Origin of the sequence: Parvularcula sp. LCG005, assembly GCF_032930845.1 — a bacterium.
Classification (GTDB): Bacteria; Pseudomonadota; Alphaproteobacteria; order Caulobacterales; family Parvularculaceae; genus Parvularcula.
Genome location: NZ_CP136758.1, coordinates 1538280 through 1562769, shown reverse-complemented (window position 1 = coordinate 1562769; position 24490 = coordinate 1538280). Strand labels below are relative to the sequence as shown.

Genomic DNA, 24490 nt, shown 5'->3' with positions numbered 1-24490 from the left:
ACGACAGCCGGTCGCGGGGGCGCGCATGCGGGACTTTAGATCGATCGCCGGAGCCTTGATGGCGGTCCTGCTGCTGTCCGCCTGCACCAGCACGAAGACCCTCAAGACCACAAACGAATTCAAACGCATTGACGGCGAGGCTACGCTCCTGCTGCTGGAGCCTGATGTCGAGCTGCGGTTCGTCAAGGCATCGGAAGTCAGGGAAACCCGCGCTGACTGGACCGAAGCGGCGGAGTTGATGCTGCTGTCCGAGCTCGAGAAGCAGTTGAAGGCACGGAACATCAGCATGACCCAGTTCGAACTGGGCGAGGCGACCCCGCGAGAGATCCAGCTGATCAAGCTGCACGAGGCCGTCGGCACGACCATCGTGCTGCATCGCTATGCGAATCTGCCGCTACCTTCCAAGAAGGACACCTTCGACTGGTCACTTGGGCCGGGCGTTCAGGAAATGGCGCGGAACAATGATGCGGACTACGCCCTCCTGCTTTATGCCCGCGGCGAATATGCAAGCGCCGGCAAGCAGGTGGCCAACATCCTCATGGGCGCCGCCTTTGGTGTCACGGGATCCATGGGCGGGCAACAGGCCTTTGCGTCGCTGATCGACCTTCGAACCGGTGACATTGTCTGGTTCAACGTGGCGCAGACAGGCGTTGGCTCTGACATGCGAGATGCCGACGGGGCCGAGCACATGATCACCAACCTGCTCAAGAAGTTTCCGCTATGATGTGGCGCGGCGTTCTTCTCGGTATAGGCGTCTTGTTCCTGGCGGCGTGCGAGACCACGAAAGTGGCTCCCATCGATGCGGGCGTTACGCCGGAGATGGACACGGACGAAGCGGGCCTGTGGTATCAGGTCGACAAGGCTGAGGAACAGCTCAAGACAGCCGCTGTGGTCGTTCGCGATGAAGCGCTGAACGACTATGTCCGCGGCGTGGCCTGCCGTGTGACGGGCCCTGATTATTGCGACGACATGCGCGTCTACATTATCGAGGCACCATATCTTAACGCCTCCATGGCGCCAAACGGGCTGATGCAGGTGTGGACAGGGCTCCTCCTGCGTGCCGAAAACGAGGCACAGCTGGCTTTCGTTCTCGGTCACGAATTTATTCATTACAAGGAACGTCATAGCCTTGAGCAGTTCCGCTCGTATAAGAACGCTGCCAACATGTCGATGGTCCTGAGCCTCGGCGCGGCCGTTGGCCGTGTGCCAGAGGCCGCTCAGATCGGCTCGATCGTCCTGACGGGGCGACTCTACGGTTTTGGCCGGGACAAGGAGCGTGAGGCCGATGAGGGCGGCTTCCGCGCCGCCGTCGATGCCGGCTATTCACCGGATCAGGGTGCAGCCCTGTGGGATTATGTCATCGATGAGGTCGAAGCATCATCGTCTCGCCGTCGGCAGCGGCAGGTGGCGCGCGCGTCGATCTTCAGTACCCATCCCCTGACGCAGGAACGGGTGACAACCTTGCGGGACTTTGCCCGTGCGCAGGGAGAGGGCGGCTATCTGGGGCAGGCGGAGCACCGTGCCGCGATCTCGCCCTATCTGAATGAATGGCTCAATGATGATATTGCTCGCCGTGATCTGGGCGCGCATCTCTATCTGATCAACCATCTGCTGGCCGCCGGTGGTGACGAGGGCGTTCTCTATTTCCGCCAGGGCGAGGCCTATCGCGTGCGGCGCGAGGAGGGGGATCAGGCCTTGGCCCTCGCCGCCTATCAGCGCGCCACGACCTATGCCGATGCGCCGCCCGCGGCGTGGCGCGAGATCGGCAACGTACAACGGCGGCAGGGGGATACGATTGCGGCTGGGGCCGCGTACTCAACCTATCTGGTCCAAGCACCGGACGCGACGGATCGGGCGCTGGTGGAATCGTATCTGAAACGCTGGTCGATGCCGATCCCAGAGCGCACTGTGCCCGCTACTTTCCCGGCCCTGTCTGAAGAGGAAGCGGACGATGATGCGTCCTGATCTGAAACGTCTGTCCGCCATGGCTGCCGTCCTGTGTGTGTCCGCCTGTACCGGCGTGAATCTGGTGCCACCCGGGACCTATGTGCCGAACAAGGATTATCAGCTGACCATGGGCAAGGCGTGGACGGCCTATCCAGTCAACCGGCGGACCCAGACCCGTACGCTGACCATCGACGGCACGATGCTCAACGAATTGCTTCTCGCTTCGTCCATCAAGGACGGCGCGACGCTGATCGAGCTACCTTACGGTGACCGGGAGCGGCTCGCGCCGACATTCCGCGCGGATATGGGTGAGTTCGAGATTGCCGAGTTCGTCGCCGACAGCCTGATCTTTGCCGGCATGGCCAATGTCGAGACCTATGACCTGAGGCCGGCAGACTTTGGCACACTGTCAGGTGTCCGGTTTGACTTCACCGGCGCCCACACATCGGGGCTGGAATATAGCGGGACCGCAAAGGCCGCGGTGGAAGAGGGGGCGCTGCACCTCATCCTGTTCTATGCGCCAACGGAGTATTATTTCGGCCTGCACGCCGATGAGGTGGAGAACATCATGGCATCGGTGACGTTGCGGTAGGGGATGCGTATGTGAAGACTGATATCTCCGACTGCGGACTGAAACACGTAATCCGTACCATTTAATCGGTGTAGAGCACCTGAATATCGCCGAATACCGTTTCCTGCTTAAACACACGCGCTTCCGGGTCGAGCGAAACGATCAGCGTAGTTTCGTCCTGCCATCTCATGATGATTGACGGCCCGTGATATGTTTCGGAGCCGCTTGGCCCGTTCTTCCGCTCCGCAATCAATACGTTACCGGCGCCGTTTGGGGTCGAGCCTGAGCCTACAATAGAGACGTGGCCGCTAAAGCCCGTTGTCGCGCCGCAACCGCGCTCGAACAGGAATGCGGTGTGCCGACTGCCTGGACTGGCCAAACGTTGGACAATCGTATTTTCACACGGAAACGAAAAACGGCTCATTTGGGTGATAACGAGCGCTAAGCTAACGGTCAGCATCATCCCGACCGCCAGCAATAAGTAATTTGGTCGCATTTGGCCCCCTAAGTCTCGACGACTTCGCCATTTTGACGGCAGACGCGTCACTGATGGAAGTATTGTTCGCTCACTGCCATCAATACCATGGCCGAAATTTCCGACGCAACGAGAGGCGGAGACTGACATATCTACTTTGATATCCGGCAACAATTTGGCCGCGCGCCTTTGTAGGTATAATGCGCACAATTGATATTGTCGCAAATAATCTGGGAGATTCAAGTTGTTGATAAATATAGGGAAAGCACAGTGGGGAATTTAGACTTGGCTAAAATAATTAGCCTTAATTTGAGGCAAAAAGTCTTGACGATCGGACCAAATCACACCGGGGAAATTTATGCAACACACAGAAGCGGCCAAGCATAGAGCCAATAGAAACCGCAGCATTATGCGGGCATGGCGACGCGGCGTGACGAACGCCGAGAATGCCGAGCTGCACAATGTCAGCCTTGCAACGATCAAGAACGTCATTCGCGCGCTACGGGCTCCAGAGCGCCACCAGCAAGCCGAGATCGAGGCTGCGGTCATCCGCACCCTTGCCCGCGAGATCACGCGCCGGACGCTCTACAGTGAAGGTTTTGAGCATGGGCAGGCCGCTGCCGTGGACCGGCTTGCAAAAGAAGGCCGTCTTCTGGTCGATGTCGCGCCCGTGGACCCGCCCAGCTCCGTGGCCGACGGGATCGGTTGGCAAGATGCGCAGCGCCGGTGGTTCTATCGTCGACAAGGTTAAGGGCGTGTCGTACCGTCGGGCACGCGGTCGACCTCGCTCGGCCTTGGAGAGCGGGGCGTTAAATGAGCAATCAGACCTATCAAACCCGCACTGCGCTAGGAATTAGCGCCAGCGCATTGATCATTTTTTCGATATGCGGATATGTCGGGCAGAATGTGGCAATGCCAGGTAGCTATTTTCAGTTTTCTGGAAGTGCGGTTCTACCGCTTTTGGCGCTCAGCACGATATATTTCATGGTGTCATTCGGGCTCGCAATTTATTCGCACCCTCCAGAAAATGAACACAAAGCTCTTCTTCAATCCATGCGGAAGAATTTGAATGCTTTGCTGAAATTTTGTGAGCACCTACGTAGGTATCAAGAGCATACGATCTCCACAAAGGAAGAACAGGACGAATTCGAGCGAAGAACAAACGATATACTGGAGACTATACATCTGTCGAAAACGTCTGAAAAGTTTAGCAAAGAAATGAGGGATTTTTATCAAATAATTGTGGAGAACCACAACTTCATAACTTACAACTTTTTTCAAAGTGTCGATGTTGAGGAAATTAATGTTCTCGATCGTAATTTACAGGAGATCGAAAAATATCGAGGCACCGCGGGTGATCTTAAAGAGCGACACTTAGACCGATGGTCCGTGTTCTGGTACGGTGCTCTGGCGCTTTTAATTGCGGCATACAATGCATCGTATAACTATGGAAGGACCGGCGAAATATGCGCAGCTTTACGCACTTGCATAGTTATCGACGCTCACCCCGCCCCCGACAATACCTCTGCAAATGAAAAAAGCCCCGGCGATCACGCCAGGGCAGTTGAGAGGAAGCCTTAAGCGTGGGGCTATTCTCTCGCCCTGTCCGGGACTTTGCCGCGTTCCGGCATGAAGACCGCCGCCAGAGCAAACCCTGCCGCGATCACATCGGCCATGGAATTGAAGATCACGAGGATATGCTCCTCCGCCCCCTTCGCATCAGGGAAAAACAGCGCGATCACGACCGCAATCGCGGCATGGGTCGAGGGTTCCAAAATCCGCTTACGGAATAAGTCTTTTATCTTGTTGAGCATGGGCCGGGTTCCTTTCGCTAGCCATGGTGAAAATACGGGCTTCGAGCGCATCCACGCGCCCGCTTGCCCGGTCGATCCTGCGCTCCAGCCGGACAATGTCGTCCGTCTGCGCAATGTTCTCGGTCGCGATTTTCAGGCCGTCCACGGCCTCGGTGATCTTGCCCACCCAAATCAGCGTGATGGCCACCTGAGTGACCATGGCCACCAAAATCCCCATGGTCGCCAGAGACAGGCTCTTGCGCGGCTCGTCGCGCTCGCTCACTTTGTCAGGACCTTGTAAGCGACGAAGGCCGCCAGAGAGATGGCGACCGCATTGCCGATGCCATTGGCGGCCTTGGCTGCGCCCTCGCCGACCGCTTCGACGCCATCGCCAGCGGCCTCCAAGCCCTCGCCTGCATCCTTCACAAACCGGCCCGCCACCCACACGCCGACGCCGGTCAGGACCCACTTGCCCGCTTCAAAGACGATTTTTCCCATTATGCCACTCCCGTATAGAACGTATGCTGACCGATTTTCTGGCGGGTCTCGGCGGTCTGTATCCACTCCCACGCCGCCGATGATGACGGGATGATCGATTCATTGGCGTAATGCACCGCGCCGCCCGTCGGGTCCGGAGTCGCGCCCGACAGGACCAATTGCGCGATGGACTGCGCGCGCCGGAATTGGCTGTCCGATTCCGTCACGGCCAGCATCTTGGCGCGGTTTGGATCGGTCGCGTTCCATGTGGAGAACTGCCATGCCTGTGTGACAACGCCCTTGATGGACGACGGAAACCGGCCACTGTCCCGGCGATTGCGGATGACCCACGCGACGGCCTTCATGCCCGCATCATCCTCGCCGCGCGCCTCGCCCCAAAGCGTTCGCGCCATATAATCGACGTCTTCCGCCGTGTAGGTTGCCCCTGACCCGTAGGAGTAATCATCCTCATAGGTGATGACGACGTTCGGCCTGGTCGGTTCAGGTGCAGCGTTTGGCGCCTGGACACCCGGCACGGCAACGTCGATGCGCGAACGATAGAGCGCGACGCCAGCCGCGCCCAACGCCAGAAGGATGAGAATTTCCATCAGTTGTTGATCCACATGATCGAGCCGCGCATGACGAGATGCACCCGCCAGCCCGAGCGGTCCGCTTCGCTCGCCGTGGTGGACAGGCGCGGCCCGAAGACATTTCCATCATCGCCGAAAATCCCCTCGACGACGCGCGGGTTGATGATAGACCCGGCCCCCTGTGCCACAATCTCGTTGCCCTCGGCGAAGGCGACGACGCCCAATCCCGACACCCGATCGACCGCGACCTGATAGTCGGACATCGCCCCGCCATTGTCCGCACCCTTCATTTTGCCGGAGACCGACCGCCGCGCGCTGTCCCCCTTTTCAATCATGCAGATGAACTCAGCATCCACGCGCCAAGGGGCCGTGATGAGCGGGCAGATGATCGCCGACCCGTCCGCAATCGTCACATCGTATTTTTCAACGATGATTTCCTTTGCAAACACTTCCTGATGCACGCTGTTCGTCTTGATGAGCGCATCGGACCCGCCGCCATTGCGCGCTTCCACCGTGCCGATGATGCCCGCCTTGGTGAAGTAGCAGCCGACGAGCGTGCCCTCGTCAATAATGACGTGTTCGAACGATTGGCTAGGGTTGCGGGCATGAAGGCCGAAATTACAGTTTTTGAAGCGATCCCCGCGAACGAAAATCGTCTCGGTATCCTTGCCCAGCGCCAAGCCCCGGTCAAAGCCGTCCCAGAAATTGCCTTCGATGACCGCATCTTTCAGCGTGGCCACCCCTACGCCGTCATAGGTGGCCATGAGGCCATGACAATTCGTGTTGGTTTCGCCAGTGAAGGTTGCGCGGTTGTTCCGCACCGTGACAGTATGGGAAGCCAGATACTCGCCGCCCACATTGTTATCCTTGAACTCGATGACGCCGCCCGCGCGCATGTCGCCGACCAGCGTGCAGTCCTCAACAATAATGTCGTGTGCGCCCTCTTCGGAGTGGAAGATCGGCCCGCAAATGCCGGTTACGCGGATATTGCGGAACCGACCGCCCGACACGTTCTGGCCCGTGAAGGCAATCGCGTGCTGATACCCACTTGGGTTCCGCATATCGTGGAAGCTGTCACCATCAACAATCACGTCGGTGATCGACGCCGAAGGGTGCGGCGCATTGAAGCACAGCGGCAACGCGCCAATGTCCGACCACTGATTGTCATAGAAACGGATATGTGCGCTTTGACATTGCGCCTCATTGGTCGAAATAAAGCCCCATTTGATCCGCTCAATGATATTCCGCTCAACGATCAGGCCCGACCGCAACGCCGTGCCTTCGGTGCAGTCAATCACTTGCGTGTTATAGCTGATATTGCCCGGCGCATCGAAGGTCGCATTGGTCCGGATACGGTTGTTCAGGATTTCAAGCCGCGTCATCCCCGGCATCCACCTGAACAGGCGGAAGACCTGCTCGCTGTCAGGGTCATCCACCTCGATTGAGATATCCAGACCAGCCACATGGAACGACGTGACCGCCACCCCAAAATCAAAAATGTCCTTGACGAAGCTTGTTGCGGAGCCGGTATAGGCCAGCGTCAACTTGGTGTTTTCACGGCCTGCGCCGATCAGCCCGCCATTCGCGGCGAAGGGCAAAACGCTGTCGCCCGCGCCGATCAGCACGCGATATTCGCCCGGTTCCAGCGCAAGAAGCTTGCCGGGGTTCGCCGCGTTCATTGCGATCAGCGTTGCCGTCACATCGCCTGTACCGTCCTTGGGCACGCCGGTGACGCCGATCCGGTCAATCCCGATCACTTCGCCCGCATCGCCCTTGGCCCCCTTCAAGCTGGCCAACCATGCGGCCTTGGTCGAATAGGGCGTCTGTCCCGCGTCTGTGACGAGGCGCACGTGCAATTCATATGCGCTTTCGCCCTGCGGCCCCACGAGGGAGTCCCGCCATGCGCTTTCGCTCCCGACAAAACCGCCATCGACGGCAAGTTCGTATGCGGATTTACCGTCCACGCCATCGAAAGAGGACAGCCAGCTTTCCAGCGTGCCGACATAGCCATTTTCAACGGCCAATTCGTAGGCGGATTTACCGGGATCACCCTTGCCGCCGAGCGAGCGTTGCAGGTCGATCCATGCCGTTGCCGTGGCCTTTTCATACAGCCGCGAATTATTGTCGAGGTCAACGTAAAGATCACCGATCAGCCCTTGCGCGCCGGTCGGCGAGCCATTGCCTGCAATGATCTGATTGGCCCCGATATAGTCGCCCGTCTCGATCCACGTATCAGCCGACTTGATATAGATCAGTCCGCGATTGTCACGATCCGCATACGCATCACCGTTGATCCCAAGAACATCGTTTGGCGCGCCGTTCCCGGTCCGGAAGGAAAAACCGCCCGGTGAACCCGGTTCGCCCTGGTCCCCCTTGTTCGAGAGAAAATAATCGGTAAGCGTGCCGGTGTTCCCTGCATCAAGCCAAAGCTGAAAGGCTGACTTGCCGTCGGCCCCTTGTGGCCCTGAAATGTTCTGTCCCGTGAGCGTCCATGTCTCGGCGGCCTTCACGTAAAGATCACCGGTCAGACGGTTCAATCCCGTGTCACCGTTCTTGCCCACTTCGTCGGTGGGCACGCCTGCGAATGAGCGGAACTCGCGGCCATTGGCCGGGCCGGTCGGTCCAGCAGGACCCACAAGGCTTGACACTTGCGACCATGCGCCCGCGTCTTTCTCGTACACCGAACCCGTGTTCGTGTTGAGCCATGTGGCCCCGTCGTAACCGTCTTCCGTGGTCGGATTGCGCGTGTCGAACAGCAGCCCCCCGCCGCCGAACGGTTGAAAGGCGTCCCATTCGTCGTTTTCGTCATCAAAGGCGTAAGCCGTCCCCGTCGCCAAGTCGAGATAATTGGCCCCCTCTTCCAGCGTGACAACTTCCTCCGTCACCGGATGAGTGAATGTCGAGACGCCTTCGGCGGTTGCGATGTTGGGGACCCCGACGCCCGCCAGCCAGATTGACGCGAGAACGCCGGTCAAATTGTTGCCGCCCGTGCCGCCCGAACCGGAGCCAGACCCAGAGCTGCCAGACCCAGACCCATATCCTGAAAATGTGAACTTTGGCATTCTATTGCTCCTTATGCGGTTGCCGCGCCGTACTCGGTCAGGGCGGTCACAAAACTGTTTTTAAACGCGTTCTGAACGTCCCCATGCGTGAGGATATCGCGCAGCGCTTGGGCGGTGTCGGCGTGTACATTGGCCTGGAGGATGGCCGCCAGCGCGCGCGTCGTAATCGCTTCACCGATGGCCGTCAGGCTGGACGCATCAAGGCCAACGACTTTCAAAGCCGCGATGGTCGAAGCATCCAGCACCAGCGAACCGGCGGTTTTTGAAGTCTGGCGGAGGTCCATGTTCAGGCCAATGAACAAGCGTTCTTCGGACGAGGATTTGATCTCAGGCGAGATGATCCGTTCATTGAGGGTTGCGTTTTCCTGCAACAGAATAGGTTTGGTGTTCTGCCCCTTGACCCAGACTTCCCCCAGCCCCTTTTGCAAGGTGATGTTGTCGCATTGGGCCGTCTCCACGTCCTGCCAGACGCCCGCGCTCACAATCTGGATAACCTTGGTTTCAATCAATGCCATGGGATCAGTCCTTGAAGATTTTGGGCAAGATGATGACGCCGCCGATGATGAAACCGAGTGTCACCAGTAGCGATGACAGGTCCGTGAACAATTGCTCCGTCTGCGTCCGGTCCGCTTCCGCAAACGCCTTGAATGCCTGCGCCTGCGCCTGATTGGACGCCTCGAACGCCTGCCCCACAGTTGACGTTGCCAGCTCGTTGGCGTCGTCGGAGACGGTCGCGGCCAGCGCGATGGCATTCATCACGGAATCATGGTCCGTGCTTTCGATCGTCACGTCCCCTTGGGTCGAAACACTGGCCCCCGCTCCGTAGACGGATTGATTGGTCGTTTCGCTCAGGCTTGTGTTTTCGGTGATGGATGTTTTCTTGGACGACAGGAGCCCCATTTCAGCGCCTCCCCATCACGAGAAACAGCACCAGCGCCCCGGCTGCGATCATGCCCCATGGAACGCCCGCCTGTGACGGCGCGCCATATTGCGGGGCAAAGACCCATGACTGCCCGTTGTCCTGACCGCCAAAGCCGGAGCCGAGTTTATCGCTTGACGCGAGGGTCAGGGACGGAAGCGAAACAGCCATCGGATCACGTCCTATTTCTTCATGACGACGAAAAGAGCGGCAATGGCGAGCGCACCGCCCGCCAAAATCATGGCGTTATTCCCGCCCGCGCCGCTTGCACTGCCGGAGGTCGAGACGGGCACTTGTCCGCCCGTCGCACCCGCCCCGGCGCTGTTGATCTGCTGTGCCTCCGGCGGTCCATAACCCAGCCAGCCGGAAATAATGCCCGGTGTCAGGGTTTCCAGTGTGTCCGTCGCGGCCTCTAGGATGCCGCCGAAGATCGACTGTTTGGCCGGTTCCGCCATCAGGAGAGACCCTTGACTGACCTGCGTCGGCACGCGGGTCAGCCCGCCATTGCCGTAGTCGCGCGTGACCGTTTCCTTGGCCGTGGTCACGAGACTGTTAATTCCGCTGAAAATGCTCATGTGAGACTCCGTAGCCGGACGAAAAAAAGGGGGCGAGGTCGATCACCCGCCCCCGCATGAATGTATCAGGCACCGCCTATAGGGCTTGCCTAGTGCAGCGCGCCGGTCAGGTGTGCCGTGTAGATCAGATTGGCCGGCAGCGGATAAGCGCCGCTCTCCTGCAACGTGACCTGCACAACCAGATTTTCAAACGCCATGACGCGATAGGCACCGATCCGGCTCCGCAGCACCTTGTCAATGATCTGCCGTGTCGGGATGAAATAGCGCCCGGCTGCGGCCTGGTCGCGGTTCAGCCGCACGGGGTCCAGCGTGTCGATGGTCTGTTCGCCGTCAAGAATCTCGATTTTTGCGATATTCTGATATGGCAGGTCGAAGACCAGCTTTTCCAGCATCCGCTTCTTGCTGTCCGCGCCGACGCGCGCCGGTACGATCTTGTCGAGCCGGATGGGCGTGTTGACTTCGATCCCCTGCACCGATCCGGAAATGACGCGGGGGATACTGCCTGCCCCGGCAATAACCCGGCCTTCCGCATCGACGGGCAACGGTCCCACCTGTGACTTGACCGTCAGCTTGCCTGCGGCTGGGGCCGCGTCGTCAATCTCGAACTGCACTTCCAGCGTGCCGACGCCTGCGCCATTGCCAACCGGAATGGCGGTTCGTGTCGCCTCGACAGGATCGGGCAACATCGGATTGGCGAAATCAAGTGTGGCCGTGCCCGTCACTGCCGGGTCCCAATCGTCCTTGTACACATTGAAAATATCGGCAAGATATGTGCCGCTCATTTTCATGATAACTTGGCTGTCCAGCAGCACGGTCAGGCCGGTGATATGGCTGGGGAGAAGCCCGCCATGGAACCGAAATTCCAGACTGTGCACAAGGGCGCGGTCACTGATTTTGAGGATGCCGGTACCGCCCGGCACAATGCCGGTGATATTTGGCTCGGGGCGCATTCGGTCAAAACTTGGGGCCATCACCGCAATGGCGGCAGCGGCGGTATTTCCGGCTTTTTGGGTCTCGCTCATGTCAACTGCTCCGTTAACGTATTGTTGAAAGGGGTGGTAAGCGATCAGCCGAACATGCCGAACAGGCCATCACCCTTGGCCTTGCCGTCGAGGCCGTCGGACGCCTGTTTGAAGACCGGATATTTGCCGAGATAGTAGAGCGCGGCACCAGCGATGATGACGCCCAGAGCGGTCATAGCGACCGTTTTAACGTTGGTTTTGGAAACGATCCCAGAGACCTTGGACATGGTAGAACCTCACACGGTTTGAGTTGGTGAGGCTGTCCCGGTCGTCGATTTTTTCGACGCCATCGGACGAATGACAAACTCGAAAATGCACATGGCCGAAAGGGTCACGAATGTACCCACCACGATGGATTTTGCGGTTTTTGGCATTGGTCGGGCCTCATAGTTCACTGCTCGATTGCAGGTTCTATAGGCCGGGCGTTTTCTTCATCCGTAAAGGGACAAAAGGGAGCCGTCCTTAAGCCCCCTGAACAAATTGTAAGAAAGGGGCTTAAGCCCCCTTCCCTATTTTTTCGTTTTCAGCATGTCACAGGAATGATCCGTGATGCGGATATAGTGATAGTTCGGCATCGTATCGTAGGCGGACTTAAGTGCCGGGTCCTTGATGAGGGCCTTAACGTCCGTCACGGATTTGGCGTCCGATATGCCGAGCGCGAAAAGATACACTTCGGCGCAATTGGCGCGATAGTCGCGATTCACGGTGCCGGGGCTTTGAGTGATCCCGATCATGTTCACGCCCCAGTCGCGCCCCATGCGGATCATGGATTGCACCGGCGCATAGGCTTCCGGAGAAACGACGCCCTGACGGTAGGAAAAGGACATCTCCTCCATGACGAGCGTGATTTGTCGGTCGTCCTGCCTCTCATGGTACGGCTTCTGGACCTTGAACAGCAGCTTGCAGGTCTCGATCAGGTCCTGCGCCGGGCTACCGCCATCCGGGGGCGGAACAAGGGCGATCTTAAACCCCTTCTGCCAGTGGGTTCTTAAGGTCCGCAACAGCGCGAGAGGCCAGCCCGGCGCGGTGACAATAGCCTTGAATCCGCGTTCGTGCTGCCAGTCGCCCTTAGGATCACAGACAATGACCCGCGCCCCTGCCCCGCGAAACATCGACCGCGCGAGGGTCGATTTACCGGACCCTGTGCGCCCGGCAATGAAGATCCGTTTGGCATTCTCACGCGTCATCGGCGTCACCCTCCTGTGCCTCGTCGGACGCCGTTGCCGCGGCGTGCGCCCGCGCTGTCAGCTCCGCCTTGATCGCCATCAGCTTCAGCCCGCCAAAGGTCGCAATGGCGATGATCCGCGGCATCCATTCCCCGCCAGGCTGAATGATGAAATGCAGGGCGGGTATGGCCACAATCGTGTCATAGAGGGCATCAGACGCGCCTTGCGCGGCCTCCTGTTCATGGGGCGCGATGGGGAGGCTCGCCAAGGGGAGCGGTCCCGTGTTCACCCTCGCCATGCGCAGACCCGCCGCCACCTGATTGGGCAGGGCAAACGCTGCGCAGAACATCATGAAGAACGCCTCTTTGCCCATGAAGCTGTCCTTCATGGTCGCAATAGCGGTTTCCTGCGCTTCTGCGGCCTCCTCGTTCGCCATATCCTCAATCATGGTGTCGAGATGCGAAGTGTCAGCACCGCCCTCCTGCGCGCGCTCAATACCAGAGGTCGATTCCGTCGTCGCGCCGCTCGCCTCGTTCGTCGGCCACTGGTCGCTCTTCGGTTCGTCCGTCGGTTCGGGTGTCATCTGGGGTTGTTTTGACGGGTTCGGCATGGCCTTGCTCCTTCGGTTCGGTTTGGTTGCGATAGGTATTGATGAGAGATGCGGATTTACGGCTGTCATAGACCTGCCGGTGCAGACACCGTTCGGCCCGCTCGCCCGGCGCCGGGGTATTCAGTGCCCGGCTGCAATTCGCATAGACGCTCATGTTCTGGTTGACCTTGAGGGGAAGCCCTTCCCGCGCGCATGAAGGGCAGGTGATATGCCCGATGGTTTCATAGTGCAGGTCATGCTTTTTAATCAGTTTGCGTGGCATCGTCTCCGGCTCCGTTCACGAATTTGTATCTTTCACTTGCGGCTTTCTCCTTCTTCTTCGCCTCCGGATCATTTTTCATGATCTCGACAACGCGCTTGACGACGGCTTCAACCCCGCCGTCGCTCACTTCATTGGCCTGCAAAATGGAATAGCTGCGGATTGTCCCGGCCATCTGCGCGGCCATCTGGTCGAGAAGGCACGCGCGCTTTCCCGTCACATATCGGCCAACCTTGATCTGTTCTGACACGTCGCAATTCCGGATTGCTTCGGACCAGAACGGGTTTACCGGCCGTCTGTCCTTATTGCTGTCCTCGCCCGGCTCCACGACCCTGATATTCGCCAACGCCCCGGCCACCGTTTCAGCGCGATGGTCGATCACTTCCGCCCGTGTGCGAATGTTCCGGTTCTTGAAGGCCTCCTTGCCTAGTCGAACTTCCAGCCGGTAGACGTCTTTAGGCTCATCGGGAAAGACAATTTCGCCATCATTGGCGACGGCCCAGACGTCGTAGAACCATTCCTTGCCCGGCTTATCCTTAAGCTCTTTCGTCTTATTGTAGAGCGTTAGCTGTCTGTTTCCGAGCGCCCCGACAAGAAAGGTTTCATCGTGGACGGATGTTCCGTGAATGTGAAACTTTACGCTTGAGTGAGCGACCAAATTTTTGCGCATCTGGAACGCGTCAAATTTGTATCCCGGCGCGTAGAAGTCGAAACACCAGTCCGCCCGGCTCACCCTCACCGGAATAACCGGTGGACAGGAAAACAGACGCCTTACAATGGCCTCCGCCTCGACCTGCAACGCCTCCCAACCGTCGAGCCATAGACCTGCCGACAGGTAGCGTACCAGTACACCAAACGCCTGCCCCTGCCCCCGTATCAGGAGCATGATTTTGCCATTATCAATGACATACCGGATCCCGCCCATCGCCCCCGCCGACGACACGCGCCACGGCTCCCCGTCGATCTCGAGGACGGCCACGCCCTCGCCGCCTTCGCGGTTCTCTTGCGCCCGCTTCTTGGCGACTTCCAAGACGGCGTACCAAGGACCGCCCGGTTGAATGTCCCAGCTTTCCTGAATGGTATCCCAGCCGACCGATAAGAGCCGGTGCCCTTGGGGCAAGGGGGTCAGGGTCAGTGAAGGGAGGCTCTCGAACCGGATCAGGGGATTAGATGAGGTGCCACCCCCCCCTGTTAGAGGGTGGGGGGGGGTATTCGGCGAAGGCATCGGCATCGCCCTCGTGATCGTCGTCGCCCATTTCGGACGCGAGCCATTTGGCAAAGTCGTCGCCGATATAAGCAAAATTATCCTGTATATTCAGTGTAAAGAACTGTTTCAGGTGTTCGGTCCCGAACAGTGAAAATTCGTGTTGACAGGCCGCGCCATACATCATCGCCTTGAGGGTCGTTCTCTGGCTGTTGGTGTATTCTTCGCCGCCATGGGTCAGGCCGACCAGCTCGATAGCCTGCGCCAGTGACGATAGAGCGACCGTGACCGCATAGGCAGGATCGTTATATTGCCGGGTTGATGGTTCAAAAGCGTTCAGTACCCAGTCCATATGACGGGCCCGTTCGTCCAGCATCTCGCGCTTGAACCGTTCAGGGGTCACATCATCGGCGCTGCCGTGCTGACGCTTGCACCATGTCGCAAATTTCATCGCCAAGGGTGTGTTGGCCGTCTCGGTCATGCGTCGCCGCCTTTCAGGGCCAGCCCGAAGGCCGCCAACGCGTCGGCAATCTCCGCCCTTGACATGCCAGTAATTTCCTGAATGTCCGCAAGCGGAAAATCGCGCGTCAGGAGCGTAATGATATGAAGCCGATAGTCATTCGTCTGCATATCATCGCGCTCGTCTGGGGTCAGGGCCGCAATGCGCAAATGGTGCAATGTAACCTGCCCACGCGACAATTCGATGATCTCCTGAAACGTGAGGCCAGCAATATAGGCGCGCTCAGCAATCGCCATGCGCCGCCGGTGAGGCGTAGACGGATCAACCCCGGCCACATGCCTGCCGATTGTGTAGCGAGAACGGCCAAACTGATAGGCGATTTCCTCCAGCTTGGCCCCATTCGCCCGCGCCCGTCGCATAGCAAAAGCCTCTTGCGCGCTGACATGAGCGCGAGGTGATGAAATGGACGGGCACGGAGTAGAAGTCATGACGACAAGCTATCCGCGAGGGGATGTTTGGAGGACTTGGCATATTCGACCAGCTCATCGAGATTGGCCTGCAAGCTAGCGAGCAATTGGTCTATGCCGTCCAAAAAGATGAAGTAGTCGTGTATGCCAGCCCCCTTGACCAGTGACCCGTTTGCCAATCGCTCAGCATCAATCAGCGTACGAAGTTGCGTGCCCACGACGGTCGTGTCATCAATGAAACGGCGAAAGGTCACGAGCATTGACGCCGTTGTTGCCAGTCCGATGGACTTCAAGTCGTTAAGGGCCTTCGCCTCGTCCTCGGTGATGGTGTACATAATTTGCCTTTCCATCACTCGCCCCCTTTGTCCTGATTTCGGGAGCGGTCGAACATGATCGCCAGCGGCTTGGAATTGTCCGGAGACGTTGCATAGGCGGGCAGGTTTTGCGCCCAATCCGGGAAGTCCGGGTCCTCGAACCGTAGCGAGAACATGACCGCGCCTGCATTGTCGCCGCGCTTTTGCGCATTTTGCCATGCCGCGCCGATGGGAACGGCCTCGCCGCCATCATAGACAACGATATGATGCGAGGGGGCCTTATCGCCCTGCCGTTCGACGGGCAGAAGGTCAAAAGACGCCCGCATGTGCATTGTCCGAATGCGGCCCTTGCCATAAAAGCCGTCCGCCGTTTTCTCGATAATCAGTTCGCCGATCTTGGCCATTTGTCTGTATTCCTCATTGATTTTTTGAAAGGGTGCGCTGACGCGCCGTCAGTGATCGGGGCCAAAGGCGGCGGGGTCCGGTGGGGAAGTCAACAGCATGGTTGAACAGACCAGACCCCGCTTGCGGTTCAAAAAACCGCCTTCGGCCCCCTGCGGGTCACTACTCCGCAGGGCCTCGGAGCACCGCGACAGGGGGGCGGGTGCAATTCTCAAGATAAAGTCCGTAGGCGGTCAATTCGACCTTGTACGCCATAAGACCTGCCATGGCGTTCACGAGGCGGATTTCCGCCGTGGGGCCGTCGGGGAGCATCGACAGGAAGCCGTCATACTCGATCCGGTCCACGATCCGGGGCCAGCCGTTCGGGACAGGTTCGGCGCTGTACGATGCGCAGAACGCGGACAGGTCATAGCGCTGGCCCATGTCTTCGGGGACCAGATTCACGGTCTGGGGGATCGGACAGCGCGCGCCGGTCTCGGTCAGCTCCGCGCCCTCGCACGTGATTTCAATGAATTGTGGTGGGGGTAGATCAATCATCGGCTTGACTTTCTGAAAGACTCTTAAAAAGCTGCCGGTTGCTGTATCCGCAGCAACCGGCCCTTCGGGGCACAACCGCATGAAACAAGGAATAAAATCATGCCCCAAACCAATACACAGTTAGTCCTTGTGCTGACGGGAAGCGCAATCGCATTGCTTTTCGCTGGCTACTGTATGAGCGCCGACGCCCATGCGCGCGGCTTCTCCATGGGCGTAAATCCAACGCTCCATCATCTGGCGATAGCGGATGAGTTCAATCAGCTTCAAAATGCCCAGACTGGCAAACAGTGCTACTGTGCAAGCAACCCCAACGGTGCTGAAGGCACAGCCCGCTGGTCCCCCCTGCTGGCCGATTTGAGCACCATTTGCGCCAACACCTCCGCCCTGATTGGGCACTTGTCCTGAACTACTCAGCATAGATCGGTCCTTTCGGATTGATGTGGCTCTCGCGCGCCACCTGAAACATTGTCCGTGTCATCACTCATTCGGACATCATCGCGAGACGCAGGGCTTTGCAGTTGCCCCTGACCCCCTTCGGCCCCCATCATCACCATTCGAATTTTCATGAGACGCCCTCTCATCGCCCGGTTCTGTGATACGCTCGCGGACCGCGAAGAGGTCTGTTTCCAGGGCGTCGAACAGGGACGCGGCCCGCGAGGTTCGGGGAATTTGCAGTTGCCCCTTTGCCTGTTAGCCAACGACTAAAGGCAAGGTCATAGGGGTGTGATTTTCTGGCCTTGGCAATGCCCCCCGGCCCCGCCTATGCTCTCAATGCAGTTGCTACCTATTGGGGTGTATGTGTCTCAAGACAAGACAATCACTTGGCTAATACAGTGCGCCATGGACCGCAGCGGGAACCCCTCGCTGAACAAGCTGGCGCGCGCTATCGAAATCTCTACGGGATCTCTTTCTCTTCTATTTCGTGGCCGAAACGTCCCCGATGACAGCACAATAAGCCGACTGTGCGAAGCCGCTAACGAGCCCGTCGAAGAATGGCTGTTGCGCGCCCATGCGGCCCGCCATGACGGCGAAATGTCAGAAATTTGGCTATCTATACTTGATCGGCTACAGTCTAGTGACCCCTCCCCTAAAACGAGCAAAGCGGCCTAAGACATAACAGGAACAAAGGCTTACGCGCTTTGTGGTGTTGATATTGTCGCAAATATCCAAATGCCTCAAATATGAACGATCGGGGGGTGGGCCTCATTTCTGAGGTTACATTTCGGCCATTTCACCGTTAAGATTTGGCTGATCGACTGATGGGAAGTCTTGGGGGTCTGATATGCGCGGTGTTCTGGTTGTTGTCGGTGTGGTCGCTGTCGCGGCGGCAGCGACGTATTATGTCATGCAGAATGTCGACGACAATCTGCTTGATGACGAGATTTCTTATGCGGCCGACATTGCTGCGCTCAAGGCTGTGTCGTCGATCGCGCCCACGGCACCGCGCAGCACGCCCGACGTCTTCGAGCTGATGCGCGACGCGGACTGGCCGGTCGCCATCGCCTATGACAGCCTCATCGATGCGGATGGCGGCGTCTACGCCCAGAATGTGACACTGACGGTCGACGCGTTGCCAGACGTCGGCGTTAACATCGACGAACTGCACCTTTGGGACGTGACCGTGGACGAGATCATGGAGTTCGTTGGTGGTGACGACCCGTCTGCGCTGTTAACGATTGGCCGTGTCGAAGCCGTCGGCATGGCGCCGTTCGGCATAACCGAACTGATGAACGGCGCCATGAATGAAATGATCATGGAGGCCCTGCCCGCCAATCTTCTGTCTGAAGATGAAATGGCCGCGATGGCGCCCGCCGCCGCCAATGCTCTGGATCTCAATATTGGTCGTATCCTGATCGACGGGCTGAGCATTGGTCTGCCGGACACTGAACAGTCAGAGCCGCTTCTGGCTTATATGTCGCTGTTCAAGAATGTCAGCTACGATGCCGTCATTGTCGAAGATTATGTCTATGATATGGATATGGTCGATGATGGCCTCATCATGGATATGTCCATGCGGATGGATTTCGCTGGCTACAAGGACGTCAGCGGTTGGAATTACGGCTTTGGATTTGCCGACGGCACCTCTTTCACCATGGACATGAAAGCTGATCCGGAAGGCCCAATGGCCGAAGCAATGGCGGATTTTGCCATGTCCATCGACTATTCGCTCAACAGGCTGACCCTGGCTGATCTCCGCCTGAATGCGATATTCGACATGTTAGCAGATGGCGTGCCGGAAATGACGCAGACCGATGTCTTAAGTCTCGGGCGCTGGACCGTGAGCGGTCTGAGCTATGATCTCAATGGCAAGCCATTTGTGTCACAGGACCTCATGGTGCTTGATGCTCGCGATTTCCATTGGCTGCTGCCGACGCATATCGAGCTGCGTACGGAGAACACCGTCTATCACGTCACTTCCATGATTGACATGGTGGACGAGCAGATGAAGGCGATGTCCGGGCCGGCAATAGATGTGTTGTCCGACATGGACGAAGACATGGAAGCCGACATGGCAGCGGCCGATCCGTCTGCGTCGGACATGGCTCAGCTGCAGCAGGTCAAGGCGATGCTCGAAGCGAATGACCTCGACGTTGTAGCCTTCGATAGCCTTTTCACGTTTGACTGGTCACCACAGGACGGCGCCACCGGTCTGAACTATCTGTTGTCCTTGCGGGATAATGGGTCGATGGCTCTCTCCGTTGACGGACAAATGCCGGATTATGCCGCCCTCTCCGCCCTCGATCTAAACGAGGCCGAGAGCTGGTCATCGCCAGCGCTGGCCGGCACATTTGCTCAGCAGGCGGCGATTATTCGTGGCCAGCTGGACCTGACGGATAAAGGTGGCCTTGATCGTGCATTCTCAACGATGATTGCCTTCCTGGACATGATGCCTGAGGATCAAATGGCACCGCAACTGGCAGCGTTCAAAGGCGCTGACCCGACACAGATGCGCAATGGTGTGGCGGGTATGCTCAGCCTGGCCAGCGGTTCGGTCACGCAAGTCTATCCGTCGGCGGCAGGCTATATTCGCGCGTTCTCGTCCTTCCTGACCTCTGGCGGTACACTGACCGCGGTCGTCGCTCCGGAGGAGCCGCTGACGGCGGCATCGTTTGCGCAAATGCAACAGGGCGAAGAGCCGCTGACGCCTGAAATGGTTGATGCAATGCTTGGCCTCGACGTCACCTGGTCTGAGGCGGCGGCTGATTAATCAGCAGTCACCTCGATCAGTCGGCCATCATAGGCCGGCGTGACGTGATCAGGCGTGCTGTTCATCACCGCATCGTAGTCAATATCGACGTGCATATTGGTCAGGATGCCGCGCGTGGCGCCAGACCGGTTGATCCAGTCGACGGCCTTGTCCACATGGGCATGGCTGACGTGTGAGGAATAACGCAACGCATCGACGATCCACACTTCCGGCTGTCCGACGGTCGCGAACGCTGTGTCGTCAAGCTCATTCACGTCGGGAGAGTAAACCAGCCCCCCTCTCCGCCCGAAGCGAAAGCCCAGTGACTGGACCGCGCCGTGCTGCTGCAGAAACGACGTGAGCGGAATGGGGCCTGTCGGACCCTCAATATCGAGCCATTCGCCGACCGTCGGCATGACGCGCGCATCGAGAATGGCGGGGTAGCCGGTCTTCGGATTGTCCTGAAAGCAGTAGGCGAACCGGGTCATGAGGTTTGGCGAGGTCAGCTCATCAATGTAGACCGGAATACGCTGGCGGCTGTTCAACGCCAGAACACGCAGGTCATCAATGCCGTGGCATTGATCAGCATGGTCGTGACTGTAGAAGACGGCATCCACATGAGCCTGCTCTGTAGCCAGCATCTGGCTGCGTAAATCCGGCGACGTGTCGATGAGGACCGTCGTGAAGCGGTCGGCAGACCATCCCAGTCGGTCGTCCGCCCGCTGAACAAGGATCGAGCACCGTGAGCGACGGTTTCGCGGATTGGTGGGATCGCATGCGCCCCAGTCTCCTGCGCCATCGGCACCGCCGAGACGGGGTACGCCCTGTGATGAGCCGCAGCCCAGGATGACGGCGCGCAGTTTCATGTGGGTCGTTCAGCGCGCGTGAACAGGTTGAAGAAGGCGTCGGTCGTCGTGCGGTCAATCTCGTCACGACTGACGCCTTTGATCTCTGCGAGGCAGTCTGCGACATGCGGCAGGTAGGCTGGCTCGTTCCGCCGCCCGCGATGGGGTATTGGCGCGAGGAACGGGCAATCGGTCTCAACGAGAATGCGGTCGATGGGTACCATTGCAGCCACGGCGCGGACGTCGTCCGCCTTTTTGAAGGTGATGATGCCTGAAAATGCGACGTACCCGCCCATGTTCAAGGCAACGGTCGCCAGTTCCGGCCCCCCGGTATAGCAATGCAGCAAAGGCACAAACGGGCCTTTTGCATATTCTTCCTGCAGAATACTGGCCATTACATCATCCGCGTTGCGGGAATGGATGATCAGCGGCAGCCCCGTTTCCCGGGCCGCGGCAATATGCGCCCGAAACACAGGCTCCTGCAGTTCGCGCTCGGAGTACTCATAGTGGAAATCGAGACCGCATTCGCCAATACCAACGACTTTCGGATCTTCCGCCAGCTTGATCAGCGTTTCGGCGCTCAGGTCTGCATAGTCTTTGGCGTGGTGGGGGTGAACACCGACAGATCGCCAAATATTCGGGCGATCGCCGACAATGGCGCGGATTTCGTCCGTTGAGGCCAGCTCATCTGAAATGGCGAGCATCGCGGTAACGCCGGCGCTCTCCGCCCGCGACAGGACGTCGTCGAGATCGTCCGCGTACCGCTCACCATGTAGATTGACGTGGCTATCGACCAGCATGAGACCCTCTTGCGGCTTCTCGCGTTTTCAGCCCCATCATCAGGGCTGTCTGCGTGCGGTCGCTGTTCAGCGCATCGGCGCGCCGAGTCAAGGCGGTCAGGTTTTCATGCAGATCGAGCAAGGCCGGCACATCGGCTTCAGCCAGCTCCGTACGCAAGGGTGTTTCCCCTCGTCCGCGACAGACGATCGCGTCGCCGATGTCATCGAGTATCAATTGACGCACTTCCGGCCAAAGCTCATCGGCGGTCTTTGAGGCCATCGCCGTCGCGGCGGCAATCAGGTCGCCGCGCGGCGACAGCGCTGACCAGAAGCCTTGCACCAGCTTTCGGGCTTCCGCCCCCTCCCCCGATGCGAGGTCAAGCGCCCGTCCTGGCCGCCCCCCAGCTAACCGAACGATATCCGCTGCCTCCTGGCCCCGCAGGCCACGATTTTTCTCGAGGAATGGCAGCAGTTCCTCATCTTTCAGCGGCGCCAGAGAGAGCTTTCGGCAGCGGGACTTGATGGTGGGCAGGAGCCGACCCGGTGCCGATGAGAGGAGAAGCAGAAGCGTCCCCTGTGGCGGCTCCTCAAGCATTTTCAAAAGGGCATTGGCCGCCTGCCGGTTCAGGTCGTCTGCCGTGTCGACAATCACGACGCGATGGCCCGTCGTTGATGTGCGGTGCAGGCCGTTGATGACACCCCGAATGTCGTCAACGACGATTTCACTGCGCATCCGCCCCGTCTTTTCGTGGGCCTGGCGTTCAACCACAAACAGATCGGGATGGCTGCCATTGTGGATCAGGGGCGCAACTTGAGGATTGGTGGCACCGAGATGGTCGGTCTGACCAATCACCCATTGCGCAATGGCGTAGGCCAAGGTGGCCTTGCCGATTTGCCTCGGACCCGCCAGCAACCACCCCCCAACCAGCGCGCCAGCCCGGTTTGCGCTTTCGAGCCGCTGGCGGACGGAAGGTGAGATCAGGGCGTCGGCCGAAAAACGCGGATCATCCGTGTTGAGCTCATTATCGCTCATGGCGCCGTGCCAATCACCGGATCGACGGCGTCGCGGATGCGCGCGGACACCGTGTCCACTGTCCCCGCTGCATCAATCAAATGGCAATTCGGTTCATCAGCCATGGCGCGGAATGCTGCGGCAACGCGGCTGTGATAGTCTGGGCCTTTGGCTTCGAACCGGTCGGCGCGCCCGCGGGCCGCGGCCCGGGCCAGGCCCTCTTCCGGCGACAGGTCAAATAGAAGGATGAGGTCGGGCATCCGCGTACAGACGGCTTTTTCGATCGACTTCAGGAGTGCCAGGTCCACATCACCGCCGCCGCCCTGATAGGCACGGGTTGAATGACAGAAGCGGTCGCACAGCACAGTCTGACCTGCCTCCAGGGCGGGCACAATCACCTGCCGCATATGCGCGTCCCGCGCGGCATTCATCAGGAGCGCCTCCGCGAGCGGCGACCAGTCCTGATCGGGATCGAGGAGCACTGAGCGCAGGCTTTCACCCGCCGATGTGCCGCCTGGTTCGCGGGTGAGGACGACATCATGGCCGGCGGCCCGCAAATGCGCTGCAAGAATGCTGATCTGCGTGGACTTGCCCGCGCCTTCGGGGCCTTCAAAACTGATGAACAGACCCGTCATAGCTGGTCAATTTCACTGGGCGGTGTGAACAGAATTTCCAGACCCAGCTTGATCTTGGCCATGGCGCTTAATCCCCGTACCGGCTCTGCGGTGTACAGCGGATATTCGCGTGTCTGATGGTCAGGCATGGAGAGTTGCAAGACGGCGACGCGTTCATTTGCCCGCAGGGGCGCTGTCAGAGGACCCTCATAAACGATCTTGGCCTCAGCACCGTCCAGTATACGCTTGTGCAGCGTGAAGGTGATCGGCACGTCTATGCGCAGCGGTACCGCCGGTGCCCGGCCGCCAAACACCTCGGCCTCGCCCACCAGATCGCCGGGGTTAAAGAAGGTACGCTTTGCAAATTCGGTGAAGGCCAGCCCCATCATGCGGTCGGCTTCGCGGGCGCGTTCCTGTTCGGACTCCATGCCGGCGAGGACGATGAAGCGTCGGGCGCCATCGCGTTCTGCTGTGCCGACAAGACCGTAGCCCGCCTCGTCCGTGTACCCGGTTTTCATCCCGTCGGCACCAGCGAAGGTGGCGAGCAGGGGGTTTCGGTTGCGCTGCGTAATCTTGGACCAGGTGAATTCGTTGATGCTGAACAGATAGTGATAGTCGGGATAGCGCCGCCAGATCAGCCGGGCGAGACGCGCAAGATCCAGCGTACTCATCACCTGCCCTTCACCCGCTTCGCCTGTCGGATTGACGAAATGAGAGCTCTTAAGCCCCCAGGCCTTGGCCCGCTCATTCATCAGATTGGCGAATTCAGCCTCTGACCCGGCGATATTCTCGGCAAGGACGATTGTCGCGTCATTGCCGCTTACGGCCATGGCCCCGCGCAGCAGGTCTTCAACACTGATCTCAGTGTCGACCAGCACGAACATCTTGGAGCCGCCCGTCCGCCAGGCTTTTTCCGATACCATGAACGGCGTGTCGAGGGTCAGCTCCCCCTTCTCGATCAGGTCAAGAACAACCGCCACGGTCATCAGCTTGCTCATGGAGGCTGGCGGTATGGGGATGTCGGCATCCTTGGCGTAGAGGATGTTGCCCGTGGCTTCATCCATGATGACCGCGTGCGGGGCCTTGGTCGAAAATGGCTGTTGCGCCACCGCCGTGCCCCACGCAGCCAGTCCCGACACTGCGACGATGCAGGCGCGGGTAATCCATCGCTGAACAAGGGCAAAAAATAAGGTCATGGCGTGC

34 protein-coding genes are annotated in these 24490 nt (G+C 58.9%); 6 read left to right on the top strand and 28 right to left on the bottom strand.

Translation table 11 applies throughout. The features are described from left to right. The first annotated feature begins 25 nt into the window (after window positions 1-25). From RUI03_RS07425 to RUI03_RS07415, 3 genes are read left to right on the top strand one after another with little or no spacing between them, the layout of a single operon-like run. Entirely contained in the window at window positions 26-724 is a 699-nt protein-coding gene (locus tag RUI03_RS07425; RefSeq protein WP_317286822.1) for a hypothetical protein, read from the top strand. Further along, window positions 721-1965 (top strand): M48 family metallopeptidase, encoded by a 1245-nt coding sequence (locus tag RUI03_RS07420; RefSeq protein WP_317286821.1) that lies wholly within the window; start codon window positions 721-723, stop codon window positions 1963-1965. The genes RUI03_RS07425 and RUI03_RS07420 overlap by 4 nt, the downstream gene beginning before the upstream one ends. Next, window positions 1952-2539, top strand: coding sequence for a hypothetical protein (locus RUI03_RS07415; RefSeq protein ID WP_317286820.1), 588 nt, complete (start codon window positions 1952-1954; stop codon window positions 2537-2539). The genes RUI03_RS07420 and RUI03_RS07415 overlap by 14 nt, the downstream gene beginning before the upstream one ends. 61 nt (window positions 2540-2600) lie before the next feature. Here RUI03_RS07415 and RUI03_RS07410 read toward each other — a convergent pair whose 3' ends face one another. After that, entirely contained in the window at window positions 2601-2981 is a 381-nt protein-coding gene (locus RUI03_RS07410) for a hypothetical protein (protein ID WP_317286819.1), read from the bottom strand. Between the two features lie 370 nt (window positions 2982-3351). Between RUI03_RS07410 and RUI03_RS07405 the strand changes: the two genes are divergently transcribed. Then, on the top strand, window positions 3352-3744 hold the full coding sequence (locus RUI03_RS07405) for a hypothetical protein (RefSeq protein WP_317286818.1): 393 nt from the start codon (window positions 3352-3354) through the stop codon (window positions 3742-3744). 62 nt (window positions 3745-3806) lie between these two features. Continuing rightward, complete coding sequence (locus tag RUI03_RS07400) at window positions 3807-4574, top strand: hypothetical protein (protein ID WP_317286817.1); 768 nt, start codon at window positions 3807-3809, stop codon at window positions 4572-4574. Window positions 4575-4582: 8 nt separating this feature from the next. Here RUI03_RS07400 and RUI03_RS07395 read toward each other — a convergent pair whose 3' ends face one another. The 22 genes from RUI03_RS07395 to RUI03_RS07290 form a co-directional block, all read right to left on the bottom strand. Then, window positions 4583-4768, bottom strand: a complete 186-nt coding sequence (locus RUI03_RS07395) for a hypothetical protein (RefSeq protein ID WP_317286816.1) — start codon at window positions 4766-4768, stop codon at window positions 4583-4585. 7 nt (window positions 4769-4775) lie between these two features. Next, window positions 4776-5069, bottom strand: coding sequence for a hypothetical protein (locus RUI03_RS07390; RefSeq protein ID WP_317286815.1), 294 nt, complete (start codon window positions 5067-5069; stop codon window positions 4776-4778). Further along, window positions 5066-5284, bottom strand: coding sequence for a hypothetical protein (locus RUI03_RS07385; protein ID WP_317286814.1), 219 nt, complete (start codon window positions 5282-5284; stop codon window positions 5066-5068). The genes RUI03_RS07390 and RUI03_RS07385 overlap by 4 nt, the downstream gene beginning before the upstream one ends. After that, on the bottom strand, window positions 5284-5871 hold the full coding sequence (locus RUI03_RS07380) for a cell wall hydrolase (protein WP_317286813.1): 588 nt from the start codon (window positions 5869-5871) through the stop codon (window positions 5284-5286). Before RUI03_RS07380 ends, RUI03_RS07385 begins: the two co-directional genes overlap by 1 nt. Then, on the bottom strand, window positions 5871-8915 hold the full coding sequence (locus RUI03_RS07375; RefSeq protein WP_317286812.1) for a hypothetical protein: 3045 nt from the start codon (window positions 8913-8915) through the stop codon (window positions 5871-5873). Before RUI03_RS07375 ends, RUI03_RS07380 begins: the two co-directional genes overlap by 1 nt. A gap of 11 nt (window positions 8916-8926) precedes the next feature. Beyond that, on the bottom strand, window positions 8927-9430 hold the full coding sequence (locus RUI03_RS07370) for a hypothetical protein (protein ID WP_317286811.1): 504 nt from the start codon (window positions 9428-9430) through the stop codon (window positions 8927-8929). 4 nt (window positions 9431-9434) lie between these two features. Beyond that, window positions 9435-9815: a hypothetical protein gene (locus tag RUI03_RS07365; protein ID WP_317286810.1), complete on the bottom strand. Its 381-nt coding sequence runs from the start codon at window positions 9813-9815 to the stop codon at window positions 9435-9437. Window position 9816: 1 nt separating this feature from the next. After that, complete coding sequence (locus RUI03_RS07360) at window positions 9817-10005, bottom strand: hypothetical protein (protein ID WP_317286809.1); 189 nt, start codon at window positions 10003-10005, stop codon at window positions 9817-9819. Window positions 10006-10016: 11 nt separating this feature from the next. Continuing rightward, window positions 10017-10409: a hypothetical protein gene (locus RUI03_RS07355; protein ID WP_317286808.1), complete on the bottom strand. Its 393-nt coding sequence runs from the start codon at window positions 10407-10409 to the stop codon at window positions 10017-10019. An 89-nt stretch (window positions 10410-10498) separates the two neighbouring features. Next, a complete protein-coding gene (locus RUI03_RS07350; RefSeq protein ID WP_317286807.1) occupies window positions 10499-11431 on the bottom strand; it encodes a major capsid protein P2 in 933 nt (310 codons plus the stop codon). 44 nt (window positions 11432-11475) lie between these two features. Continuing rightward, complete coding sequence (locus RUI03_RS07345; RefSeq protein ID WP_317286806.1) at window positions 11476-11658, bottom strand: hypothetical protein; 183 nt, start codon at window positions 11656-11658, stop codon at window positions 11476-11478. Between the two features lie 9 nt (window positions 11659-11667). Beyond that, window positions 11668-11805: a hypothetical protein gene (locus RUI03_RS07340; RefSeq protein ID WP_317286805.1), complete on the bottom strand. Its 138-nt coding sequence runs from the start codon at window positions 11803-11805 to the stop codon at window positions 11668-11670. A gap of 135 nt (window positions 11806-11940) precedes the next feature. After that, window positions 11941-12618 (bottom strand): helicase HerA domain-containing protein, encoded by a 678-nt coding sequence (locus RUI03_RS07335; RefSeq protein WP_317286804.1) that lies wholly within the window; start codon window positions 12616-12618, stop codon window positions 11941-11943. Next, window positions 12608-13180, bottom strand: a complete 573-nt coding sequence (locus tag RUI03_RS07330) for a hypothetical protein (RefSeq protein ID WP_317286803.1) — start codon at window positions 13178-13180, stop codon at window positions 12608-12610. Before RUI03_RS07330 ends, RUI03_RS07335 begins: the two co-directional genes overlap by 11 nt. After that, the gene (locus RUI03_RS07325) at window positions 13089-13469 is read right to left on the bottom strand and encodes a hypothetical protein (RefSeq protein WP_317286802.1); all 381 of its coding nucleotides are present in this window, start codon (window positions 13467-13469) and stop codon (window positions 13089-13091) included. The genes RUI03_RS07330 and RUI03_RS07325 overlap by 92 nt, the downstream gene beginning before the upstream one ends. After that, the gene (locus RUI03_RS07320) at window positions 13450-14586 is read right to left on the bottom strand and encodes a hypothetical protein (protein WP_317286801.1); all 1137 of its coding nucleotides are present in this window, start codon (window positions 14584-14586) and stop codon (window positions 13450-13452) included. Before RUI03_RS07320 ends, RUI03_RS07325 begins: the two co-directional genes overlap by 20 nt. A gap of 46 nt (window positions 14587-14632) precedes the next feature. Continuing rightward, complete coding sequence (locus RUI03_RS07315) at window positions 14633-15151, bottom strand: hypothetical protein (RefSeq protein WP_317286800.1); 519 nt, start codon at window positions 15149-15151, stop codon at window positions 14633-14635. Beyond that, window positions 15148-15549 carry a hypothetical protein gene (locus RUI03_RS07310; protein ID WP_317286799.1) on the bottom strand — a complete coding sequence of 134 codons (402 nt, stop codon included), beginning with the start codon at window positions 15547-15549 and terminating at the stop codon, window positions 15148-15150. Before RUI03_RS07310 ends, RUI03_RS07315 begins: the two co-directional genes overlap by 4 nt. A 65-nt stretch (window positions 15550-15614) precedes the next feature. Then, window positions 15615-15932: a hypothetical protein gene (locus RUI03_RS07305; protein WP_317286798.1), complete on the bottom strand. Its 318-nt coding sequence runs from the start codon at window positions 15930-15932 to the stop codon at window positions 15615-15617. A 14-nt stretch (window positions 15933-15946) separates the two neighbouring features. Next, window positions 15947-16315, bottom strand: a complete 369-nt coding sequence (locus tag RUI03_RS07300; RefSeq protein WP_317286797.1) for a DUF736 family protein — start codon at window positions 16313-16315, stop codon at window positions 15947-15949. Window positions 16316-16475: 160 nt separating this feature from the next. Further along, window positions 16476-16850 carry a hypothetical protein gene (locus RUI03_RS07295; protein ID WP_317286796.1) on the bottom strand — a complete coding sequence of 125 codons (375 nt, stop codon included), beginning with the start codon at window positions 16848-16850 and terminating at the stop codon, window positions 16476-16478. A gap of 120 nt (window positions 16851-16970) precedes the next feature. Beyond that, window positions 16971-17267 (bottom strand): hypothetical protein, encoded by a 297-nt coding sequence (locus RUI03_RS07290; RefSeq protein WP_317286795.1) that lies wholly within the window; start codon window positions 17265-17267, stop codon window positions 16971-16973. Between the two features lie 865 nt (window positions 17268-18132). Here RUI03_RS07290 and RUI03_RS07285 point away from each other — a divergent pair. Continuing rightward, window positions 18133-20058 (top strand): hypothetical protein, encoded by a 1926-nt coding sequence (locus RUI03_RS07285; RefSeq protein ID WP_317286794.1) that lies wholly within the window; start codon window positions 18133-18135, stop codon window positions 20056-20058. Here RUI03_RS07285 and RUI03_RS07280 read toward each other — a convergent pair. Genes RUI03_RS07280 through RUI03_RS07260 form a run of 5 tightly spaced genes read right to left on the bottom strand, consistent with a single transcriptional unit; the run spans window position 20055 to window position 24483 of the window. Beyond that, complete coding sequence (locus RUI03_RS07280; protein WP_317289627.1) at window positions 20055-20903, bottom strand: MBL fold metallo-hydrolase; 849 nt, start codon at window positions 20901-20903, stop codon at window positions 20055-20057. The two genes, RUI03_RS07285 and RUI03_RS07280, sit on opposite strands and share 4 nt — an antisense overlap. After that, a complete protein-coding gene (locus RUI03_RS07275; protein WP_317289626.1) occupies window positions 20900-21682 on the bottom strand; it encodes a TatD family hydrolase in 783 nt (260 codons plus the stop codon). The genes RUI03_RS07280 and RUI03_RS07275 overlap by 4 nt, the downstream gene beginning before the upstream one ends. Beyond that, the gene (locus tag RUI03_RS07270; protein ID WP_317289625.1) at window positions 21669-22694 is read right to left on the bottom strand and encodes an AAA family ATPase; all 1026 of its coding nucleotides are present in this window, start codon (window positions 22692-22694) and stop codon (window positions 21669-21671) included. Before RUI03_RS07270 ends, RUI03_RS07275 begins: the two co-directional genes overlap by 14 nt. Then, window positions 22691-23308, bottom strand: coding sequence for a dTMP kinase (gene tmk / locus RUI03_RS07265; RefSeq protein WP_317289624.1), 618 nt, complete (start codon window positions 23306-23308; stop codon window positions 22691-22693). Before tmk ends, RUI03_RS07270 begins: the two co-directional genes overlap by 4 nt. Next, window positions 23305-24483: a D-alanyl-D-alanine carboxypeptidase family protein gene (locus tag RUI03_RS07260; RefSeq protein WP_317289623.1), complete on the bottom strand. Its 1179-nt coding sequence runs from the start codon at window positions 24481-24483 to the stop codon at window positions 23305-23307. Before RUI03_RS07260 ends, tmk begins: the two co-directional genes overlap by 4 nt. Between the last annotated feature and the right edge of the window lie 7 nt (window positions 24484-24490).

Bases quoted from the DNA above. Each gene is read 5' to 3' on its own strand.
- RUI03_RS07410 (WP_317286819.1), bottom strand. From the start codon at position 2,981: ATGATGCTGACCGTTAGCTTAGCGCTCGTTATCACCCAAATGAGCCGT.
- RUI03_RS07415 (WP_317286820.1), top strand. From the start codon at position 1,952: ATGATGCGTCCTGATCTGAAACGTCTGTCCGCCATGGCTGCCGTCCTG.
- RUI03_RS07275 (WP_317289626.1), bottom strand. From the start codon at position 21,682: ATGCTGGTCGATAGCCACGTCAATCTACATGGTGAGCGGTACGCGGAC.
- RUI03_RS07400 (WP_317286817.1), top strand. From the start codon at position 3,807: ATGAGCAATCAGACCTATCAAACCCGCACTGCGCTAGGAATTAGCGCC.
- RUI03_RS07420 (WP_317286821.1), top strand. From the start codon at position 721: ATGATGTGGCGCGGCGTTCTTCTCGGTATAGGCGTCTTGTTCCTGGCG.
- tmk (WP_317289624.1), bottom strand. From the start codon at position 23,308: ATGACGGGTCTGTTCATCAGTTTTGAAGGCCCCGAAGGCGCGGGCAAG.
- RUI03_RS07340 (WP_317286805.1), bottom strand. From the start codon at position 11,805: ATGCCAAAAACCGCAAAATCCATCGTGGTGGGTACATTCGTGACCCTT.
- RUI03_RS07280 (WP_317289627.1), bottom strand. From the start codon at position 20,903: ATGAAACTGCGCGCCGTCATCCTGGGCTGCGGCTCATCACAGGGCGTA.
- RUI03_RS07305 (WP_317286798.1), bottom strand. From the start codon at position 15,932: ATGTACACCATCACCGAGGACGAGGCGAAGGCCCTTAACGACTTGAAG.
- RUI03_RS07285 (WP_317286794.1), top strand. From the start codon at position 18,133: ATGCGCGGTGTTCTGGTTGTTGTCGGTGTGGTCGCTGTCGCGGCGGCA.
- RUI03_RS07330 (WP_317286803.1), bottom strand. From the start codon at position 13,180: ATGACACCCGAACCGACGGACGAACCGAAGAGCGACCAGTGGCCGACG.
- RUI03_RS07345 (WP_317286806.1), bottom strand. From the start codon at position 11,658: ATGTCCAAGGTCTCTGGGATCGTTTCCAAAACCAACGTTAAAACGGTC.
- RUI03_RS07380 (WP_317286813.1), bottom strand. From the start codon at position 5,871: ATGGAAATTCTCATCCTTCTGGCGTTGGGCGCGGCTGGCGTCGCGCTC.
- RUI03_RS07290 (WP_317286795.1), bottom strand. From the start codon at position 17,267: ATGCTGAGTAGTTCAGGACAAGTGCCCAATCAGGGCGGAGGTGTTGGC.
- RUI03_RS07300 (WP_317286797.1), bottom strand. From the start codon at position 16,315: ATGGCCAAGATCGGCGAACTGATTATCGAGAAAACGGCGGACGGCTTT.
- RUI03_RS07355 (WP_317286808.1), bottom strand. From the start codon at position 10,409: ATGAGCATTTTCAGCGGAATTAACAGTCTCGTGACCACGGCCAAGGAA.
- RUI03_RS07360 (WP_317286809.1), bottom strand. From the start codon at position 10,005: ATGGCTGTTTCGCTTCCGTCCCTGACCCTCGCGTCAAGCGATAAACTC.
- RUI03_RS07350 (WP_317286807.1), bottom strand. From the start codon at position 11,431: ATGAGCGAGACCCAAAAAGCCGGAAATACCGCCGCTGCCGCCATTGCG.
- RUI03_RS07295 (WP_317286796.1), bottom strand. From the start codon at position 16,850: ATGATTGATCTACCCCCACCACAATTCATTGAAATCACGTGCGAGGGC.
- RUI03_RS07375 (WP_317286812.1), bottom strand. From the start codon at position 8,915: ATGCCAAAGTTCACATTTTCAGGATATGGGTCTGGGTCTGGCAGCTCT.
- RUI03_RS07335 (WP_317286804.1), bottom strand. From the start codon at position 12,618: ATGACGCGTGAGAATGCCAAACGGATCTTCATTGCCGGGCGCACAGGG.
- RUI03_RS07325 (WP_317286802.1), bottom strand. From the start codon at position 13,469: ATGCCACGCAAACTGATTAAAAAGCATGACCTGCACTATGAAACCATC.
- RUI03_RS07270 (WP_317289625.1), bottom strand. From the start codon at position 22,694: ATGAGCGATAATGAGCTCAACACGGATGATCCGCGTTTTTCGGCCGAC.
- RUI03_RS07310 (WP_317286799.1), bottom strand. From the start codon at position 15,549: ATGCGACGGGCGCGGGCGAATGGGGCCAAGCTGGAGGAAATCGCCTAT.
- RUI03_RS07365 (WP_317286810.1), bottom strand. From the start codon at position 9,815: ATGGGGCTCCTGTCGTCCAAGAAAACATCCATCACCGAAAACACAAGC.
- RUI03_RS07425 (WP_317286822.1), top strand. From the start codon at position 26: ATGCGGGACTTTAGATCGATCGCCGGAGCCTTGATGGCGGTCCTGCTG.
- RUI03_RS07260 (WP_317289623.1), bottom strand. From the start codon at position 24,483: ATGACCTTATTTTTTGCCCTTGTTCAGCGATGGATTACCCGCGCCTGC.
- RUI03_RS07385 (WP_317286814.1), bottom strand. From the start codon at position 5,284: ATGGGAAAAATCGTCTTTGAAGCGGGCAAGTGGGTCCTGACCGGCGTC.
- RUI03_RS07370 (WP_317286811.1), bottom strand. From the start codon at position 9,430: ATGGCATTGATTGAAACCAAGGTTATCCAGATTGTGAGCGCGGGCGTC.
- RUI03_RS07405 (WP_317286818.1), top strand. From the start codon at position 3,352: ATGCAACACACAGAAGCGGCCAAGCATAGAGCCAATAGAAACCGCAGC.
- RUI03_RS07315 (WP_317286800.1), bottom strand. From the start codon at position 15,151: ATGACCGAGACGGCCAACACACCCTTGGCGATGAAATTTGCGACATGG.